This window comes from Streptomyces sp. NPDC007095, assembly GCF_040634475.1.
Lineage (GTDB): Bacteria > Actinomycetota > Actinomycetes > Streptomycetales > Streptomycetaceae > Streptomyces.
The window spans coordinates 1-13,866 of the sequence record NZ_JBEYFS010000150.1 but is presented as its reverse complement, the minus strand read 5'-3'; the positions used below and the strand labels follow the sequence as shown (position 1 = coordinate 13,866).

At 69.7% G+C, this 13,866-nt stretch carries 10 protein-coding genes and 2 pseudogenes; 6 read left to right on the top strand and 6 right to left on the bottom strand.

The window, feature by feature from the left end; all coding sequences use genetic code 11:
* Nucleotides 1-75: 75 nt before the first annotated feature.
* Complete coding sequence (locus ABZ656_RS38345; protein WP_101407152.1) at nt 76-1,302, bottom strand: epoxide hydrolase family protein; 1,227 nt, start codon at nt 1,300-1,302, stop codon at nt 76-78.
* A 158-nt stretch (nt 1,303-1,460) separates the two neighbouring features.
* Between ABZ656_RS38345 and ABZ656_RS38340 the strand changes: the two genes are divergently transcribed.
* Together ABZ656_RS38340 and ABZ656_RS38335 are read left to right on the top strand one after the other, a co-directional pair.
* Nucleotides 1,461-1,943 carry a VOC family protein gene (locus ABZ656_RS38340; RefSeq protein ID WP_360274485.1) on the top strand — a complete coding sequence of 161 codons (483 nt, stop codon included), beginning with the start codon at nt 1,461-1,463 and terminating at the stop codon, nt 1,941-1,943.
* 332 nt (nt 1,944-2,275) lie between these two features.
* Nucleotides 2,276-2,773: a helix-turn-helix domain-containing protein gene (locus ABZ656_RS38335; protein ID WP_101407150.1), complete on the top strand. Its 498-nt coding sequence runs from the start codon at nt 2,276-2,278 to the stop codon at nt 2,771-2,773.
* Here ABZ656_RS38335 and ABZ656_RS38330 read toward each other — a convergent pair.
* Nucleotides 2,763-3,761, bottom strand: a complete 999-nt coding sequence (locus tag ABZ656_RS38330) for an acyl-CoA dehydrogenase family protein (RefSeq protein WP_360274515.1) — start codon at nt 3,759-3,761, stop codon at nt 2,763-2,765. The genes ABZ656_RS38335 and ABZ656_RS38330 overlap by 11 nt on opposite strands.
* An 81-nt stretch (nt 3,762-3,842) precedes the next feature.
* On the opposite strand from ABZ656_RS38330, the gene ABZ656_RS38325 reads away from it, so the two are divergent.
* Both ABZ656_RS38325 and ABZ656_RS38320 read left to right on the top strand, forming a co-directional pair.
* Complete coding sequence (locus ABZ656_RS38325) at nt 3,843-4,373, top strand: SRPBCC family protein (RefSeq protein WP_101407148.1); 531 nt, start codon at nt 3,843-3,845, stop codon at nt 4,371-4,373.
* Nucleotides 4,373-5,458 carry an LLM class flavin-dependent oxidoreductase gene (locus tag ABZ656_RS38320; RefSeq protein ID WP_101407147.1) on the top strand — a complete coding sequence of 362 codons (1,086 nt, stop codon included), beginning with the start codon at nt 4,373-4,375 and terminating at the stop codon, nt 5,456-5,458. Before ABZ656_RS38325 ends, ABZ656_RS38320 begins: the two co-directional genes overlap by 1 nt.
* 193 nt (nt 5,459-5,651) lie before the next feature.
* Here the strand turns inward: ABZ656_RS38320 and ABZ656_RS38315 are convergent, their stop codons facing one another.
* Nucleotides 5,652-9,029, bottom strand: coding sequence for a lectin (locus ABZ656_RS38315; protein WP_360274480.1), 3,378 nt, complete (start codon nt 9,027-9,029; stop codon nt 5,652-5,654).
* Nucleotides 9,030-9,860: 831 nt separating this feature from the next.
* Here ABZ656_RS38315 and ABZ656_RS38310 point away from each other — a divergent pair.
* Together ABZ656_RS38310 and ABZ656_RS38305 are read left to right on the top strand one after the other, a co-directional pair.
* On the top strand, nt 9,861-10,256 hold the full coding sequence (locus tag ABZ656_RS38310) for a nitroreductase/quinone reductase family protein (RefSeq protein ID WP_101408399.1): 396 nt from the start codon (nt 9,861-9,863) through the stop codon (nt 10,254-10,256).
* Nucleotides 10,257-10,624: 368 nt separating this feature from the next.
* A pseudogene (locus tag ABZ656_RS38305) lies at nt 10,625-11,035 on the top strand (MFS transporter); the annotation flags it as partial.
* 49 nt (nt 11,036-11,084) lie between these two features.
* On the opposite strand, the gene ABZ656_RS38300 reads toward ABZ656_RS38305, so the two are convergent.
* The 3 genes and pseudogenes from ABZ656_RS38300 to ABZ656_RS38290 all read right to left on the bottom strand — a co-directional run.
* Nucleotides 11,085-12,017, bottom strand: a complete 933-nt coding sequence (locus tag ABZ656_RS38300; RefSeq protein WP_360274477.1) for an SGNH/GDSL hydrolase family protein — start codon at nt 12,015-12,017, stop codon at nt 11,085-11,087.
* Between the two features lie 96 nt (nt 12,018-12,113).
* A complete protein-coding gene (locus tag ABZ656_RS38295) occupies nt 12,114-13,340 on the bottom strand; it encodes a GAF domain-containing SpoIIE family protein phosphatase (protein WP_360274474.1) in 1,227 nt (408 codons plus the stop codon).
* A 65-nt stretch (nt 13,341-13,405) separates the two neighbouring features.
* Nucleotides 13,406-13,866, bottom strand: a pseudogene (locus ABZ656_RS38290) (alcohol dehydrogenase); the annotation flags it as partial.

Sequence of the window (13,866 nt, the reverse complement as noted above, 5' to 3'; positions counted from 1 at the left end):
GTTGCCGGCACCGGCGCGCACCGACGTCACCGGCAGCCCCGGCGGGGGACCGGGGCCCAGGTGTCCGAGCAGTGCTCAGGCGTCGGTGCGCAGGTCCCGGAAGAAGGACCGCACATCCCCGACGAGCAGCTCGGGCTCCTCCGCCGCGGCGAAGTGTCCGCCGCGGTCGAATTCCGTCCACCGCACGATGTTGTTCGTACGGTCCGCGATGTGCCGCAGCGGTACGAGGGGCTCGTGCGGGAAGACGGCCAGCGCGGTCGGGGCGGTCGACGGCTCGGGCGGTGTGCCCCAGTAGTCCGCGTGCGCCCGCTCGTAGTAGATGCGGGCCGAGGACCCCGCCGTGCCGGTCAGCCAGTACAGCATCACGTTGGTCAGCATCAGGTCCCGGTCGACGACTTCCTCGGGGCGGTCCTTCGCAGCCGTCCACGCCTTGAACTTCTCGGCGATCCAGGCGAGTTGACCGACGGGGGAGTCCGTCAGCGCGTAGGCAAGGGTCTGTGGCCGGGTGCACTGGAGTTCGGCGTACCCGGCCTCCTCGCGGCGCCATTCCCCACCCCGCCGCCACGACAGCAGCGCGCGCTCGCGCTCCTCGGGGCTCAGTACGGCCAGTTCCTCAGGGGTCGGCTCGGCGGCCGCTGACGATCCGGGCAGCAGGTTCAGGTGGACACCGATGAGCCGCTCGGGGAACGCCCGGCCCAGCTCCCGGGAGATGGCCCCGCCCCAGTCGCCGCCCTGGGCGCCGAACCGCTCGTACCCGAGCCGTGTCATGAGCTCGGCGAAGGCGGCGGCCACCCGTTGGAACTCCCAGCCGGTGTCCCGGGTGGGCCCGGACAGCCCGAACCCGGGAATGCTCGGCACGACGAGATGGAACGCGTCGGCCGGATCGCCGCCGTGTGCGCGCGGATCGGTCAACGGGCCGACGACGTCGGTGAATTCGACGATCGAGCCGGGCCAGCCGTGCGTGATGACCAGTGGGGTCGCGTCCGGTTCCGGGGAACGGATGTGCGCGAAGTGGATCCGCGCGCCGTCGATCTCCGTCGTGAACTGCGGCCATGCGTTCAACCGCGCCTGTGCCGCCTGCCAGTCGTAGTCGTGCCGCCAGTACCGTACGAGTTCGCGCAGGTACTCCCGCGGGACGCCGTAGGCCCAGCCGACCCCCGGCAGTTCGTCGGGCCAGCGGGTGCTGTCGAGTCGTTGGTGCAGGTCGTCGAGGTCGCTCTGCGGGAAGTCGATACGGAACGGCTCGATGCGCGCGCTGTCCGAGACGGAGGGCGAGAAGGAGGAAGAGGCGGAGGAAGTCATGTCCGCGCATGCTATAGCGCCCCTTGGAGGGCGTGAGGAACGCCGCGGTCGGCCGCCATCGTCCCGCGGCGAAAGGATTCCCGCGCGACGCCGATGAGTTTTGGGACGACGATCGGTCGACAGAGGTGACGAAACTTTTCCCGCCGCAGGAGGTACGTATGTCCGCCGACGGATTCACCACGTGTCTGTGGTTCGACGGTCAGGCCGAGGAGGCCGCGCACTACTACGTCTCGATCTTCAAGAACTCCCGGCTCGGCAGGGTCGTCCGCTACTCCGAGTCCGAGCACGGCACCGCCGGTTCCGTGATGGCCGCCGACTTCGTGGCCAACGGACAGAAGTTCGTCGCGCTGAACGGCGGCCCGCAGTTCACGTTCGACGAGGCCATCTCGTTCCAGATCCACTGCGACGACCAGGAAGAGGTGGACCACTACTGGAACAAGTTCGTCGAGGACGGCGGCGAGGCAGGCCCCTGCGGCTGGGTCAAGGACAAGTACGGCCTGTCCTGGCAGGTCGTCCCGAGCAGGCTCATCGAACTGATCAGCGACCCGGACACCGAGAAGGCGGCCCGGACGACCCGGGCGATGTACAAGATGTCCAAGCTGGACATCGCGGCCCTGGAGAAGGCGTACGCGGGCGAGTAGCGGACCGCCGGCACGACGGCCGGCCCGCGTCCTCGCCCCGGGCGGGGATCAGGAGAGCCGGCCGCTGTGCAGCGCCGTGTACGTGCCACCCCGGCGCGGCGGCTCCTCGCGCGAGCCGATCTCCCGGCTCCGCCCCGCCCGTCGTGACGGTAGGCCGCGATTGCCCGCTTGGCGCCTTGACCGGTGCGCGCCTCTCCCGCAGCAGCCGCAGGGTCACACCAGGTGCGCACGCCGGGCGCTCCGGCGGCCACGCCCCGGATTCGTTGCCTGGGCTTCCACTCGCCCTCGCTCAGCTGCTGGGTCTCTTTTCGCGACTCTCATATGCTGGGGGGATGAGAAGGACTTCGTTCGCGAACTGGCCCTGCTCCATCGCGCGCACCATGGACTTGCTTGGCGACTGGTGGACTCCTCTCGTGCTGCGTGAGGCGTTCTACGGGATCAAGCGTTTTGACGAGTTCCAGCAGGAACTCGGGATCGCGCGGAACACCCTGGCGGACCGGCTGCGACGTCTGGTCGACGAGGGCCTCATGGAGAAGCGCTCCTACCAACAGGATCCGGTGCGCTACGACTATGTCCTCACCGACATGGGGAGTGACTTCTTCGGTGTGCTGGCAGCCATGAACGGCTGGGGCAACCGGTGGCTGGCCGGCGATCAGGGGGCTCCCGTCGTCTTTCACCACGACCGCTGTGGACACCAGGGCGAGCCGGAAGTCGTGTGCGGTGAGTGCAAGGAACCCATGACCGCGGCGGACACGCATCCGCGCATGGGCCCCGGGTACCCGCCGCACCTGGCGGAGCGTCCGGACATCCGGCAGCGGTTCACGCCATGACTCGACGGCGCCTGCCCCGCGGGTGAAACGCGGGCGCCGGAATGATCCGCATTCTCATACAGGGCGTCGGCCGGCCGGAGCCCGTGCAGGTTTCTTCGCAGGATCTTGCCCGCAGGTGACTAGGGGATCTCGTCGATGAACTCCATGATGCGGATCTTCCTGTGGGGTGCGACGCGGGCGGCCACGACGGCCTGGATCTCGTCGGGATTCCGGCCGATCCGCGGTCGATGTCGGGCCGGTCGAGGGGAATGCCGGTGAGTGCCGGGCTGGATTCGGTCAGCCCGTAGCCCAGGAGCACGGTGGTGTTCATTCGTTTCGCCGGCGACTGGGCCAGGGCGCCCCCTTCCCGTGCGACGTGGGTGTAACTGTGCTGAGTGTGCGCGGGGATGATCATCAGACTCCTCGTTGAGTCGCTGGGCAACAGGTGGGCCTCAGCGAGACGCGGGGCTCGGCTCCTTCGGGAGCCCGAGCAGGAGTTCCCCGGCGATGCCGCGCTGGATCCGGGAGGAGCCGGCGTAGATGGTTCCGGCGCGGGCATCGAGGTAGACGCTGGTCCAGGAGGCCGAGCTCCGGGGTCGTCGGTGTGGTACCAGTTCGGCGAGGGACGTCCGGCGGGTGTCAGCCCGTCCAGCCCCAGGATGTCCAGGGCGAGTTCGGTGGCCACACGGTCGTATGCGCTCCACAGCAGTTTGAAGGCGGCCGAGGAGGCGCCCGGCTCCTGCCCGCCGAGGAGGGCCTCGGCCGTGCGCTGCCCGTGGCAGCGCAGCTGTTCGACCTGGATGTGGCACCACACGATGCGGCGACGGATGTCGGGGTCGGTGCGCTGGCCGCGCTCACGGACCAGGTCGGTCAGCCGGTGCGGTTCGTTGCGAAGGCGGGTCGGCGCCTGCGGTGCGGTCTCGGGGCGGCCCTCGGGCCTACCGGGGATCGGGCGGCGATCCGCGTGGCCGATTGCGAGGGTCGCGACTGCGAGGATGCGGGCCGTCATCATCGGGCGATCCTTGACACGTAAGTCCATCTACGAAACTCTCAAGGTCAGAGGCGCAAAAGCAGGGAGGCTGAGCGGCAGATGGAGTGGACAGGCGCACGGTATGCGGATACACCCACGGTCGAGGCGGACACCTGGATCGACGCTCCCCCGGAGCGGGTGTGGGCACTGGTGTCAGATGTCGAGCTGATGCCGAGCATGAGTGCCGAGCTGCAGTCAGTGTGGTGGCAGGACGGGTTCTGCGGCCCAGCGCTGGGCGCCCGGTTCATCGGCCACAGCAAGCACGACGCCCTCGGCGAGTGGGAGACGACTTCGTACATCGTGGAGTACGAACCGCTCCGGGTGTTCGCCTGGGCCGTGGAGGACCCCGACCGGCCCACCGCGCTGTGGCGGTTTTCCCTCCAGTCACGCAACGGCGGTACGCAGCTGAGTCAGTGGATGCGGATGGGACCCGGCCGCTCGGGGCTGTCGTTCGCGATCGACCGGATGCCGGAGAAGGAGCAGAAGATCGTCTTCGTGCGGATGCGCGAGTTCGAGACCGGCATCACCACCACCTTGGCGGCAATCAAACAGCGCGCCGAGGCGGGAACCACCGGAAGGACGGGTGCCTGATGCGCACGGCGACCACCATCGAAGCCTCTGGCGGCTCATGGCAGGAGACGGTCGACTTCGTCACCGAGGCCGAGAAGCTCGGCATGGACATCTGCTGGGTGGCTGAGGCATGGGGCTCCGACGCCCCCTCGCCGCTTGGCTACCTTGCCGCCCGCACCCATCGCCTCCTGCTCGGCTCCGGCATCATCCAGCTCGCCACCCGCAGCCCCGTAGTGATCGCCCGCACCGCGATCACCCTCTCCCAGATCTCCCAGGGACGTTTCCTGCTCGGTCTCGGCCCTTCCGGGCCGCAGGTCATCGAGGGCCTGCACGGAGTTCCGTTCGCCCGCCCGCTGTCGCGGATGCGGGAGACAGTGGAGATCATCCGGCAGGCCACAACAGGCGAGAAGATCACCTACTCGGGGCGGGAGTTCCAGATCCCGCTGCCCGGTGGCGAGGGCAAGCCCATGCGCCTCTCCACGCGCGCCGAGCACGACATACCCATCTACCTCGCCACGCTCTCCCCGAAGATGCTTCATCTCACCGGTGAAGTCGCGGACGGCTGGCTGGGCACGAGCTTCGTCCCCGAAGGGGCCAAGGAAGCCTACTTCGACCACCTCGACGCCGGCCTGGCGGCGGCCGGCCGCTCCCGCACCGAGTTGGACATCTGCCAGGGTGCGGAGGTCAACTTCGCCGAAGACGAGGAACATCTGCGCGCGCTCATCGCCCCCCGCAAGAAGGAACTCGCCTTCAGCCTCGGCGGGATGGGCTCCGGCAGCACCAACTTCTACAACGACGCCTACAGCCGCCAGGGCTGGGCCGATGTCGCGACGGCTGTGCGCGAACGCTGGCAGTCCGGCGACCGTGAGGGTGCCGCCGATCTGGTCACCGACGACATGGTGCTGGGTACCACCCTCATCGGCACCGAGCAGATGGTCCGCGACCGCTTGCGGATCTGGCGGGACGCCGCTGTGGACACCGTCCGCTTCTATCCGGCAGGGGACACCCTGGAAGCCCGCCTCACCACCCTGGGCCGCGCCATCGATCTCGTACGCGCCATCGAGGACGAGGACAGGGCACGGCCGCGGCAGAAAGCCGGCCAGTAGCTCTCCCCGGTACTCGATCAAGACGTGCGCCGCGAGTTCGAGACCGACTCCTACGACCGTTGCATGTCACGCGGGCGTTCGTGGCGTTATTGCCCGCTCGAGTGGTGCACCGGGCGGGGCTGCGCCCGCCTGGGGCCGGTTCCCGGGCTCATGCCCGGGAACCGGCCCGTCTTCGCCAGCGCGTGCCGAGCTCCTACTGGCCGAAGCCGTAGGCGAACAGGTGGTCGGTGCCCGTCGAGCCCGTCACCGGCAGCGTGATCGACGCCACCTGCTTGGACGCGTCGAGCGGGACCTTCGTGGCGAAGACATAGGTCTTCACGTTGTCCCGGCCTCCGCTCCCGGTGTTCCGGTACGCCGTCGTGACGGCCGTCGTGTCACCCGCGAGCGGCTTGCTCGACCCGCCGTTCAGTGTCCAGTCCGAGAAGCCGACGGTCGACTGGGAGGTGGTGCCGTCGGTGTAGGTGACGGTCACCGCGCCCGAGACCCCGCTGCCGTCGGTCGGCGCGTTGGCCGCCGTGCCCAGCAGGCCCAGCGACGCACCCGACGTGCCGGCCGGCATCGGAATGGTCTGGCCGGCCATCTCCAGGTTGTCCAGCTGACCGGACGTCACCGTCGGCCAGGTGTAGGAGACGCCGTCGACCGTGACGGTGGACCCGCTCGTGACACCCGCCGCCGACAGCGCGTTCTGCGAGAACGCCCAACCGCCGCCGTCGAACCCGCCCGAGTAGCCGGCACCGTCGGGGTAGATGCCCTCGTTGGTGTCGTACGGCCACAGCGCACCGGCCTTGGCCACCGCCACGCGGAGGGTGGCCCCGCTCACGGCCCTACCGGTGCTGTGGTCGGTCACCGCGAAGGTGACCGGGAAGGTTCCCTCGTCCGCGCCCGCCGTCACGTGGACCTTCGCCTCGGCGCTGCCCGAGGCGGGCACCGCCACCGAGCCGGACGTCGTGTCCAGCGTGACGCCGGAGGGCGCCGTCGCCTTCCAGTCGACCGTGACGGCCTTGCTGCCGAGGTTGGTCAGGTCGAGCGTGCCGTCACCGGACGCGCTCGGCTGGAGCACCAGGCCGTCGCTGGAGGGGCCGGTCGCCGCCAGTACCCGGTCGCCGCCCGTGGTGTCCGACGGCGGTGCCGCCGACGGGGCGGACGCCCAGGACTTGTCGGGCTCGGTGCCGAGCGTGAAGTCGACCGTGCCCGCGCCCGCGAATTGCTGGTATGTCAGCCAGGAGGTGTTCCACTCCTTGCCCTTGACGTCGAGCGACTGCACGTACGGAGCGTCGGGCGCGGCCTGCGGCGCGTTGATCTGCACCGACTTGCCGTTGCCGAAGGTCACCTTGGCCACCGGGAACGCCGGGCTGCCGAGCGCAAGGGTGTCCGTGCCCGGGGTCTCCGGGTACATGCCGAGCTCGGACCAGACGTACCAGGAGCTCATCGCGCCGAGGTCGTCGTTGCCGAACGAGCCCACCGGAGCGTTGAAGTACAGGTTCTGCTGGGCCTCGCGGACGGCCGCCTGGGTCTTCCACGGCTGGCCCGTGTAGTCGTACTCCCAGGGGATCTCCACGCTGGGCTCGTTGCTCAGGTCGGCGTCGGTGTTGCCCGGGCGCGTGATGTTGTCGAGCAGGCTGTCCAGGAAGGACGAGTACGCCTTGGCACCGCCGCGCGCCTGGATGAGCTGCCGCAGGTTGAACGGGACCATCGGCGTGTACTGGGCCGACGTGCCCTCCACGAAGCCGTTGGAGGTGCCGGGGGTGAAACCGGTCGCGAACTGGCCGTCCTTGTTCTTGCCCTGGATATGGCCGGTCTGCGGGTTGAAGACGTTCATCCAGTCCTGGGCGCGAGTGGCGAACTTCTCGTACACGGCCGTCTTGCCCAGCGACTTCGCGAAGGCGGCGACGGCGTAGTCGGCGGAGTCGTACTCCAGCTGAGTGGAGACCGGGCCGTAGAAGTTGCAGCAGCCGTAGTCGTTCTCGTCCAGCGGGAGGTAGCCCTTCGTGTCCCGCACCGACTCGCCGGGGCGGTCGTTGTTCGGGGCGGTGGCCTCGTGCTGCAGGGCGGCGAGCGCCTTGTCGGTGTCGAAGCTCCGGGCGCCGAAGGCGTACGCGTCGGCGATGATGCCGGCGGCCGGGTCGCCGACCATCACATAGCTCTCGCCGTTGTTCGAGGCCCACTTGGGCAGCAGACCCGTCTGGTCGTAGCCGTTGAGCATCGAGGTGACGACGTCGCTGGTGACCTTGGGCTCGACCATCGCCATCAGCTGGGTCTGGGAGCGGTAGGTGTCCCAGCCCGAGTAGTTGGCGTACTGGGCCTGCTGGCCCTTTGCCAGCTTGTGGACCTGGTTGTCCATGCCCATGTACTGGCCGTTGTCGTCCGAGAAGACGTTGGGGTGCAGCAGCGCGTGGTAGAGCGCGGTGTAGAACTGCACCTGCTGGTCCGAGGACCCGCCGCCGGTCCGGATCTTGTTCAGTACCGCGTTCCAGGCGTCGTGGTTCGCCTGCTCGACGGCACCGACGTTCCAGTTCTTGATCTCGGTGGCGAGGTTGTCCGCGGCGTTGGCGTCATTCGTGTACGAGATGCCGACCTTCGCGCTCACCGTCGGGGCTGAGGAGGTGTCGAAGGTCAGGTACATGCCGTTCGCGCCTGTCGTGGGGGGCTCGACGGCAGCCTTGCTCGTGGTGGACGCCCCGGACCCCGCGTCGGCGCCGGGCGCCGGGGACGGCGTGCTCGAGGATGTGGTGCCGCTCCCGTGCACGGTCGGAGAGGGCGCCGCGGGAACGGTGAAGTGCTTCTCCTTGAGCGGTTTCGACGGGGGCGTCTGCAGGTTCTGCTGGGCCCTGCCCGCCTTCAGCGACGTCGCGCTGGGGTTGATGGTGCCGCCGACCCAGGTGCCGCTCGCGGTGAACGGCCGATCGAACTTGATGTCGAAGTGCAGCGTGTACCTGTTGCTCGCGCCGCAGAAGTGACCGCTGTCGATCGAACCGCTGATCTCCTTCTTGTTCACCACCTGGACTCGGGTTCCGTCCACCTGCGTGGCGCCCCCACTGAGCTTGAACAGCAGGTTCGCCTGCTGGCCCGCGGGGAAGGTGAAGGTGCCCAGCCCCGCACGGGTGGTGTCGGTCAGCTGGGTCTTCACCCCGTTCGCGTCGGTGACTCTGTAGTACCCGACACCCGCCTGCTCGTCGTCGTGGCTGAAGCCGACGGACGTGTCGCCGAGCTTGCCCGACAGCGCGCCGGTCACCGGCAGGACGGGCAGGTCGCCCGCGACGCCGCAGCCGGGGCCCGAGACATGGGTGAGGCTGAAGCCGGAGATCTTGTTGTCGTTGTACTCGTAGCCGCCGCCGGAAGGGCGGTCGGGCGTCGTGTCGGGACCCCACTGCACCATGCCGGCGGGCATGTCGGGGCCGGGAAAGGTGTCCACCGCACCGGAGGTGCCGATGAGGGGGTTGACGAGGGACGCGGGGTCCGTCACCAGGGCCGGCGTCGCGGCGCTCGCGGCATGGGCGCCCCCGATCGCCGGGAGTGGGAGTACGGCGATGCCCAGGACGGACACCACCGCCAGGCGTTGGCGGAATCTCATTCGGTCATGTGGCGCCGTTGAACGTCGAGGTCTGACCATCGGTTGCCTCCGCAGCGGTTGGCGCTTCGCACATCGGTGCTGACGTCCCCGGGGATCGGAAAACGCCAGCGGCGGGCAACGGCGCCGGTCGCTCCGACGGCCTGACAACGTTGCCATGCACGAGAGTTGAGTGAAACGCGAGTGCTTGCGGCATGTCAACGAGGCCAACAAGACTTTCTGAGCGCGAAGTTCACACAGGGATGCTCTGAGTGTCGTGATCCCGGGGCCGGCCGGACCGGCCGGGAGCCGTGCCGAGCCTTGAGGGAGTTGCCGTCCAGGCGAAGGCTCCTTGCGCCCGCAGCCACGAGCACACACCACCAAAGACAGGGGCAAGGCGCGGTTGTTCCCGTTGCGACCCCGCTGCTGCCCGGGCCCAGCGCCTTGCACCCGGGGAACATCAGCGCCGGGAGTATGGTGTCGTGTGCCCGGGCGATGCCGGCCACGATGCCCAGGCCCAGGCCATGGCCCTGCGACGGGCCAGGACCCGGACCAGGCTTTCGCCCGCGGCCGGGCCGGGCGCTACGAGGCCTGGCGCACCCAGATCCGCGAGCTGGCCGAACGAGGTGTCACCGAAGGGGAGTTCAGCTCCGACGACGGACGGCTGCGCGGTCCGCTGCCCCGCCCTCGCCGACGGTCTCGCCCCGCAACGGCTGCGGCAGGCACCCCCGCCGAGCACCGAGGACGCGCGCCGCCACCTCAACCGTCTGATCGAAACGGAACTCCGACGGCGGTCGTGAGACGGTCGCGGGGCCCCGCACAATGGTGCCCGGCACCGAACAGGAGGACCCCCGCATGTCCCGCAACCCCGAACGGAAATACCGCGTCGTCACATCGTTCCAGCGGTGGATCGGCAATCCGCTCCTGAAGCGCCTGCCGATCCAGACCCTGCTGGAGACCACGGGACGTAAATCGGGGCTGCCGCGCCGGACCCCGGTCGGCGGACGTCTGACGGGACGGGAGTTCTGGTTCGTCAGCGAGTACGGCGAGCGTTCGCAGTACGTGCGCAACATCCAGGCGGACCCGCGGGTCCGGGTCCGCGTCCGGGGTCGCTGGTACACCGGGACCGCCCATGTGATGCCCGAGGACGACGCCCGCGCGCGGCTGAAGAGCCTGCCGCGGTTCAACAGCGCCGCGGTGCGGGCGATGGGCGCCGGTCTGACGACGGTGCGCGTCGATCTCACGGACTGATCCCCGGCGTGCGGGGAATTGCGCGCCCGGTACGGAATTCTTATCTGCCTTTTCCGGAAAAGTGTGGGCACGGGCTTTGCGTGCCTTTCCGTGCCCACGCTTCGGGGCTGTTCGTCAAGTGCGAGATCGACAATATTCAAAGGGATTGAACGCGCCCGGAGCGGCGTCGAAAGAATGCTACGGTTGAGCCTCGTCCCGAGTCCGGATCGCGTGCCGTATCGGCACCCTGGCCTCGGATTGCACAGCGAGTGTTCCGTTTCATCAGACTCCGTTCACTCTTTCGTCTCCCCGATCGCGGAACCGGCATTTCATGTCTGTGGCGTGGTCGGGGGCACTGTTTCCTGCGCACTCCCCGGAGTACTTGATTCATGTCTGCTGAGAGCGTGACCGCTGTTGCCCCCGCGGGGCCGGATACGTCCGGTTCCTCGTCCGGAGGCAGGCACCTCGGCCTGGCTCTTTTCGTGATCGCCGCGGCCCAGTTGATGGTCGTCCTGGACGCCACGATCACGAATATCGCCCTGCCCGCCATCCAGACCGACCTGGGCGTCTTCGACGCGAACCTCGCCTGGGTCGTCAACTCCTACGCGCTGGCCTTCGGAGGCCTGCTCCTGCTCGGCGGGAAGGCGGGTGACCTCTTCGGCCGGCGGACGATGTTCCAGGTCGGCATAGCCGTCTTCACCCTCGCCTCCCTGCTGGGCGGACTGGCCCCGAACGAGAGCCTGTTGATCGGCGCGCGCGTCCTGCAGGGCGTCGGTGCCGCACTCGCCGCGCCCAGCGCACCACGGCCGGCCCCGCCACAAGACCCTGGCGGGGCAGCCCTGAGGACCGTCAGCCGACGCGGTCCGCTATCACCCGGGTGATCTCGCGCGTGATCCGCACGATGCCGGGGGAGCGGACCGGGCAGGCCTTCGGCGTGGACGTGGTCGGCGCCAGGCAGAAGTGCAGATAGTCGTCGTCGCGGTGGAGGGCGGTGCGGTCACGGCCCGGCTCGGTGCAGTACGCCGGATGGTCGTGCTCGTACGCGGTGCACGGCAGGTACTGCGCCCATGTGTAGCGGCCCGTCGCCGGGCTCACCGTCCTGCCGGCGTCGGCGAGCAGGTCGTGGGAGGCCGCGGCCTGTGCCTTGTAGAGCGCGTTCACGCTCCGGATCCGCTCGGGGGTGATCGGGTCCGGGCCCTGCGACACCCAGACGATCCGGGGCCGCCGCGCGCCGCCCGCGTCCGAGATCTGTTCGGTCAGCCGCTTCATGTCCGCCTCGTACCGCTTGAAGTACGTGGCCGGTTCCTTGTCGTACGTGATGCCGTCCATGCAGGGCGTGTAGCCCCAGGAGTTGCCCCAGAACTGGAGCACCACGAAGTCCGGCCGCAGCGAGCGCACCAGTGCGGCGGCCTTGTCCGCGGGCGGTACGAGGGATCGCTCCCCGGTCCCCTCCAGGTAGTCGCAGAGGGTGGTGCCGGAGTAGGGGGCGCTCGTGTAACGGGCGTTCACCTCCTCCCGGAGCGACTGCCCGAGCACCTGCTGGCTCTCCATCGCGAGCGAGTCCCCGAGGTAGAGAACGGTGGACGCCTTCGCCGCCGCGTCAACTGTGGTGGGAGCCGTGGGTGAGGCGGCGGGGCGCTGGCGGGTGGTCGTGGCCGGTGACGGAGCGGCCGTGGGCGACGCGGGATCCGGCGGCGACTGCTCCGGCCCCGACGCGGGATCCCCGCACGCGCCGAGCAGCAGCCCGGCCAACAGCACCCCCACGATCCACGGCCTTCGCATGAAGCAACTCCCGCCCCGCCCGCCGAAAGGGGTCCCCAGGCAAGCACAGCGGGGCGGAAGGCGGAAGACGTACGTCGGTCACGGCGGCGTCGGGTCTCAGACCGGGGGCCGGTGGCGGATGCGGGCTGCCAGCAGCGCCACGTCGTCCTCCGCGTGCCGGGCGTCGAGCCATACGAGGACCGCGTCGAGAGCCGCGTCGACACCGGTCCCGGGAGGCAGCCGCAGCCCGGCCAGCCGGGCGAGCGAGGCGTCGATGTCCTCGCCGCGCCGCTCGACCAGACCGTCGGTGAACATCACCAGGGTGTCCTCGACAGCGAGCGCGCGCGTGACCGCCTCGTAGCCGCCCACGCCGGTGCCCAGCGGCGGACCGACCGTCAGATGCAGCAGTTCCCCGGTGCCGTCCCCGGCGAACACGACCGGTGGCAGATGCCCGGCACTGGCCAGCGTGGCCGTGCCCCGGGCCGGGTCGACCTGGACGAGCAGACAGGTCGCCGGACGCCGGGCGCCGTCCTCGGCGACGGCCGCGTCCAGGCGGCGCAGCACCCGGTGCGGCGGAAGATCCGTGGAGGCGACATAGCGCAGCATCGAGCGGTACGCGTTCATGTCCACCGCGGCGTCCAGCCCGTGCCCCATGACGTCGCCCACCACCAGCAGGGTGCGCCCGAAGTGCAGCCGTACGGTCTCGAACCAGTCCCCGCCCACCAGGACGCTGCTGCCGGACGGCAGATAGCGGGTGGCGAGGTCGAGGTTGGGATGCGGGCGGCCCGGTTCGGACAGCAGCGCCCGCTGCAGGGACAGCACGGTATCGCGTACGGCGTCGTGCTGCCGTGAGTGGCCGAGGTGGACGGCCGCGAGCCGTGCCGCGTAGTGCGTGACGGCGGTACCCCGGTCGCTGAAGGACTGCCCCTGCCGGACGGCCAGCAGCACTCCGTACAGGTGGCCGTGTGCCAGCAGCGGCACTGTCATGACCTCCCGGGGGACCGTGCCGGACAGGTCGAGCGACGCCTTGATCGGAAGCCCCTCGTCGAGCGCCTGGACGGACAGTGGGCGGGCGCCGTGCGCGGTCCAAGCGGTGAGCAGCTCAGAACGGCCACCCGTGGCGACACGGGTCAGGTTCGGCTCGTGCGAGTGCTCTGCGGCCGGGACGTCGGTGGGCAGCAGATCCACCGCGGCGGCGTCGCAGACCTCCCGGCACACGAACTCCGCGAGCTCCTCGCAGGTGGTCCGCTCGTCCAGGGTGGTGCCGATCGCCTCGACGGCGTCCTCCATCGCGGCGAACGACGCCCCCGCCCCCGTAGCGTCCTCACCGCCTCGGCCCGTCATGCCACCTCCAACGCCGCACACACGTCTGGGGTCCATCCACGTACGCGCGCCGCGGGCGCGCATGCTCAGGTGCGCGGCGGAAAGTCGTTCACCAGCACGGCCGCCCCGTCGAAACGGCCGGCCTTGAGGTCCCGCAGGGCCCGCTGTGCCTCGGACAGCGGGTAGGCGTGTGTCGTGGCGCGTACGCCGTGGCGGGCTGCCAGTGCCAGGAAGTCCTGCCCGTCCCGGCGGGTGTTGGAGGTGACGCTGCGCAGCTCCTTCTCGTAGAACAGGTCGCTCTCGTAGTGCAGTGGCGGGGTGTCGCTCAGATGGATCCCGGCGACCGACAGGATCCCGCCCCGGTCGAGGGCCCGCAACGCGACCGGGACCAGATCGCCGACCGGCGCGAACAGGATCGCGCTGTCCAGCGGCTCGGGCGGCTCGTCGTACGCGCCCCGGGCGGACGCGGCCCCGAGTTCCAGCGCGAGCCGCCGCGCGGCCGGGTCACGCGTCAGTACGTGCACGGTGGCGCCCTGTGCGAGGGCCA

Coding starts and splice junctions, on each gene's coding strand:
- ABZ656_RS38345 (WP_101407152.1), bottom strand. CDS start 1,302: ATGACTTCCTCCGCCTCTTCCTCCTTCTCGCCCTCCGTCTCGGACAGC.
- ABZ656_RS38340 (WP_360274485.1), top strand. CDS start 1,461: ATGTCCGCCGACGGATTCACCACGTGTCTGTGGTTCGACGGTCAGGCC.
- ABZ656_RS38335 (WP_101407150.1), top strand. CDS start 2,276: ATGAGAAGGACTTCGTTCGCGAACTGGCCCTGCTCCATCGCGCGCACC.
- ABZ656_RS38330 (WP_360274515.1), bottom strand. CDS start 3,761: ATGACGGCCCGCATCCTCGCAGTCGCGACCCTCGCAATCGGCCACGCG.
- ABZ656_RS38325 (WP_101407148.1), top strand. CDS start 3,843: ATGGAGTGGACAGGCGCACGGTATGCGGATACACCCACGGTCGAGGCG.
- ABZ656_RS38320 (WP_101407147.1), top strand. CDS start 4,373: ATGCGCACGGCGACCACCATCGAAGCCTCTGGCGGCTCATGGCAGGAG.
- ABZ656_RS38315 (WP_360274480.1), bottom strand. CDS start 9,029: ATGAGATTCCGCCAACGCCTGGCGGTGGTGTCCGTCCTGGGCATCGCC.
- ABZ656_RS38310 (WP_101408399.1), top strand. CDS start 9,861: ATGTCCCGCAACCCCGAACGGAAATACCGCGTCGTCACATCGTTCCAG.
- ABZ656_RS38300 (WP_360274477.1), bottom strand. CDS start 12,017: ATGCGAAGGCCGTGGATCGTGGGGGTGCTGTTGGCCGGGCTGCTGCTC.
- ABZ656_RS38295 (WP_360274474.1), bottom strand. CDS start 13,340: ATGACGGGCCGAGGCGGTGAGGACGCTACGGGGGCGGGGGCGTCGTTC.